Source organism: Rhodopseudomonas sp. BR0C11 (assembly GCF_010820945.1).
Classification (GTDB): domain Bacteria; phylum Pseudomonadota; class Alphaproteobacteria; order Rhizobiales; family Xanthobacteraceae; genus Rhodopseudomonas; species Rhodopseudomonas palustris_H.
Genome location: NZ_QTKI01000464.1, coordinates 1 through 3,480, shown reverse-complemented (window position 1 = coordinate 3,480; position 3,480 = coordinate 1). Strand labels below are relative to the sequence as shown.

Here is a 3,480-nt window from a genome sequence, read left to right as displayed (position 1 = left end):
TGCCGCTGTCACGGGATTTTCATTGAAGGGGTGTGATGCCGTTTATGACCCTAAGCGGCCATTCGACGTTCGGTATGTTTTGCAGCGTTTTCGCAATGCCTCGGGCACGTCGCATCGTTGACATCACTCAAATCCGCAAGCACCCTTTCGAAATGGAATGGCAAAACTTAGAGACATTTTCATTCGGCGATAGTCCCGACTTGGCGAACAGGCTTGTTGAGCTTGTTCTCTCGGGAACAAAGCGTGCGACCTGCTGGGCAGAAAGTCAGGGCCTGCTTTCTGCGGAGGTCGGTAAGTTGATGGTCGTCCTAGACGGGCAAGGCGTTCCGAAGGCCGTCCTGAAGACAATTGAATTGACGAAACGACGCTTTGACGAAGTCGATGAGGCGTTTGCTTTCGATGAAGGTGAAGGTGACCGTTCTTTGCAATACTGGCGCGAGGCGCACACGCGATACTTCATGCGACTTGGAAGATATGCGCCGGATATGATGCTCTGGTGTGAACGGTTTGAGCTTGTCGAACGCATTGGCTCGACTCCGTCCTGAATGCGAATAGGAAGCCATTCATTTCCGCTTCTGGCCCAAAGCGCTCTTGGCCGAGGCGATCAGCTGACGGTCCTCTCGTGTATCGCTCTCGGGAGCCCGTGCGGCCGTCATACGAACCGTCGCTAGCGCGCCTCAGGAGAGGTCTATTTCGCTGGCGGAAACACGTCGGGGTTCGGAGGGGTTCGCGGAAGCGGCCGGACAGCGGGCGGCGGTGTTTGATGCGTCTTTCTGCACTGGCTTCGAAAGTCGTTGATCGCGCCGAGTCCGACATTGAGGCTGTCGCCGTCCCTGATGGTCTTTCCGATCGCAAGGCGCACTGTGCCAGTCTTCTCGAAATCGTCGAGCCACTTGCTGTCAACCGGAACGGTGAAAGCATACGACCAGCCGTCAGCATCTCCGAATTCAAGCTTCGCAAGTGCCGACTTGGTCCGTCCGTCCGACAGCGCGACCGTGGGATATTCACCGCTGGTCAGCAGCGCCGCGAATGCGGAGCGTTGCTCATCCGTCATCGCCACCGAGACGGCGACGTTTCCAGATTTCACGACGCATGTGAACGCGAAGCGGCCGACGGCGTCCGTCGCGTCGGAAGATGCCTGGACGAGAGATGATCGACCCTCGGACGTCGAAGTCCGCCAGCGTAGATCACCCTGCTGTGCTCTCGTCTCTTCGCAAACGGCAGCCGAAGCGAGTGTTTGCAACAAGGCTGCGCTCAATACTGGCTTGATCCAAGATGTCGTGCTCATCCAGGCGACTCCACGATTGCCGCATCGCAATCGTACAACAGCGGACGCAAGAGGAGAATTGGCCTTCTGGCTCTCTCGACATGGTCGGACTTCAGATCCGCTCTCGCGCACCAAGATTCCGTAGCCCTGCGTCCTGACAAAATCCTGGTTCGACTACCCGTCCTGTCCAACGAGGGGCGTATCATGAGGCGTCTTGGTGGGGGCAGATCGGTCGGCTGGGTGACAGGCGGGCGACTTTGGCGGAGCCGGCGTGGCTGGCGAAGCCGGAGTGACGCGGCGTCCTGCGCGACGGGGCTCGCAAGCCCGCGTCCGGGAGGCATCGGGTCTCCGTCCGAATATATTACGGGGCTCTGCGACTTGTTAGTTCGCTGGACGCGGGACGAGCGAAGGCGGGGAAAGCCCGCCGGATGCAGCGGAGCGAAAAGCATCGCGCCCGTCCCCGGAAGCACGGACCTGATCGCCCAAAACCGCCGCCGGTGGCGCGCCGCAAGGCGACGCGCGGTCGGTCGTTCGCTGCGGCGAGCTTCACGTTCGCGACACGTCCGATGCCCCCGCCCAACGCCGACGCCACCCCCGCGACGTCCGCATCCTGCCGCCGTCGCGGGATTTTCACTAAGTGATCACGCCGCCAGTGCAGCGGCCCGTTCGCGGAACGACAACGCGGTCGCCGCGGCGCCGATCTCGAACGGGGTGACGTCCGACCAGAACCGGCTGGTGAATTTTCGCGCATCGACCCGGTACGGACGATCCCACAGGAATCGCATCTCGCTCATCTCCCGCAGCATCGGCGACACCGTGCCGATCGCCGGCAGCAGCCATTGCGGCAGTGACGTGATCCGCGCAGGCATGCCGAGCGCCCGGGCGCCGAGTTCGAGAATCTGACGCGGGGTGCGGATCGGCGCGCTCGGCATGTGCCAGGCCTGACCGAAGGCGTCGTCCGGGGCGTCGAGCAGGGTCGCGACCGCGCGCGCGATATCCGGTACGTAGGCGAAGTCGTGCGGCGTGTCCGGCGTCGCGATCAGCATCGCGCGCTTGCCCTCGGCGAGTGCGCCGAACGCGAGATCGCCGAGATGCGACAGCCCGACGCCCGGCCCGTAGAAATCTGGCGCCCGCAGCGCCGCGACGCGCACCTGGCCGGCGGCGCTCGCCGCCGTCCACAGCCGCGTGATGGCGGCGCGCACTGCGGGTTTCACGCCGGCATCGGTCAGCGGCATGTCTTCGCGCAGCGGCGCGTGCTGCGGGCCGTACATATACAGGTTGTCGACGAACACCATCCGCACATTCGCCGCAGCGGCGGCCGCGAGCAGGTTTTGCATCGCCGCTGGCCACGCGGTGCGCCACACCTCGCCGACATAGGGAAAGCCGATCGCGACGACGATCTGCCTGGCGCCCGCGACGGCACCTGCGACCGAAGCGGGGTCGAGCACGTCGCAGGCTTGAAACGTAGCGCCGCGCGGAAGATCGGCGGGCCTGGATCGTTGCGCTACCCGCACCGCAACGCCTTTGGCTGCGAGCAGTTCGGTGGTGGCGCGGCCGACCGGGCCGTAGCCGAGAACGACGATCTCCGGCGTCATGGGCAACTCCTTTCAAAGTCGATGACAGCAGACTAAGTGCTTTCGTTGCATATCAAAAATGCATTGTTTATATCATCGTCATGCGCGAAGTGAATTTAGCCGGGCTCGACCTCAATCTGCTGCCGCCGCTCGAGGCGCTGCTGCGCCGGCGCAACGTCACCCACGCGGCGCAGGACGTCGGCCTGAGCCAACCGGCGATGAGCCGCGCACTGTCGCGCTTGCGCATTCTGCTCGCCGATCCGCTGCTGGTCCGCGGTCATCATGGTTTGGTGCTGACGCCGAAGGCGCAAGCCTTGGTGCCGCTCCTGAGCGTCGCCGTCGCCGATCTCAAGGACCTGTTTCGCGAACGCCGGTTCGACCCGGCCACCGAACAGCGCACTATCCGCATCGCGGCGTCCGACAATCAGACCGTGCTGCTGGCACCGCCGTTGATGGCGCGGCTGGCTCGCGAGGCGCCCGGCATCGATCTGCGCTTCGAGCCCTACCGCGCGGATCTGCGCGAGCGCATGGAGAGCGGCGCGCTGGATTTCGCTTTCGCGCTGGCCACCACCGATTTGCCGCCCGGTGCGGCGATCGGCATACTCACCGCACCGGGCGGCAAATCGGTGGTGGCCAGCG

Annotated in this window: 4 protein-coding genes; 2 read left to right on the top strand and 2 right to left on the bottom strand. The window is 63.9% G+C overall.

Going from position 1 to position 3,480, the window contains the following annotated elements; all coding sequences use genetic code 11:
- Positions 1-35 precede the first annotated feature (35 nt).
- Positions 36-545 (top strand): ASCH domain-containing protein, encoded by a 510-nt coding sequence (locus tag DYI24_RS23470; protein ID WP_349627810.1) that lies wholly within the window; start codon positions 36-38, stop codon positions 543-545.
- A gap of 143 nt (positions 546-688) precedes the next feature.
- On the opposite strand, the gene DYI24_RS23465 is transcribed toward DYI24_RS23470, so the two are convergent.
- On the bottom strand, positions 689-1,288 hold the full coding sequence (locus tag DYI24_RS23465) for a hypothetical protein (RefSeq protein WP_164574041.1): 600 nt from the start codon (positions 1,286-1,288) through the stop codon (positions 689-691).
- A 620-nt stretch (positions 1,289-1,908) separates the two neighbouring features.
- The gene (locus DYI24_RS23460; RefSeq protein ID WP_164574040.1) at positions 1,909-2,862 is read right to left on the bottom strand and encodes an NAD-dependent epimerase/dehydratase family protein; all 954 of its coding nucleotides are present in this window, start codon (positions 2,860-2,862) and stop codon (positions 1,909-1,911) included.
- A gap of 80 nt (positions 2,863-2,942) precedes the next feature.
- Between DYI24_RS23460 and DYI24_RS23455 the strand changes: the two genes are divergently transcribed.
- Positions 2,943-3,480 (top strand): LysR family transcriptional regulator (locus DYI24_RS23455; protein WP_164574039.1); only part of this gene is annotated, 538 nt, incomplete at its 3' end.

Excerpts from the sequence above, each read along its gene's own strand:
- DYI24_RS23470 (WP_349627810.1), top strand. The coding sequence starts at position 36 with ATGCCGTTTATGACCCTAAGCGGCCATTCGACGTTCGGTATGTTTTGC.
- DYI24_RS23465 (WP_164574041.1), bottom strand. The coding sequence starts at position 1,288 with ATGAGCACGACATCTTGGATCAAGCCAGTATTGAGCGCAGCCTTGTTG.
- DYI24_RS23460 (WP_164574040.1), bottom strand. The coding sequence starts at position 2,862 with ATGACGCCGGAGATCGTCGTTCTCGGCTACGGCCCGGTCGGCCGCGCC.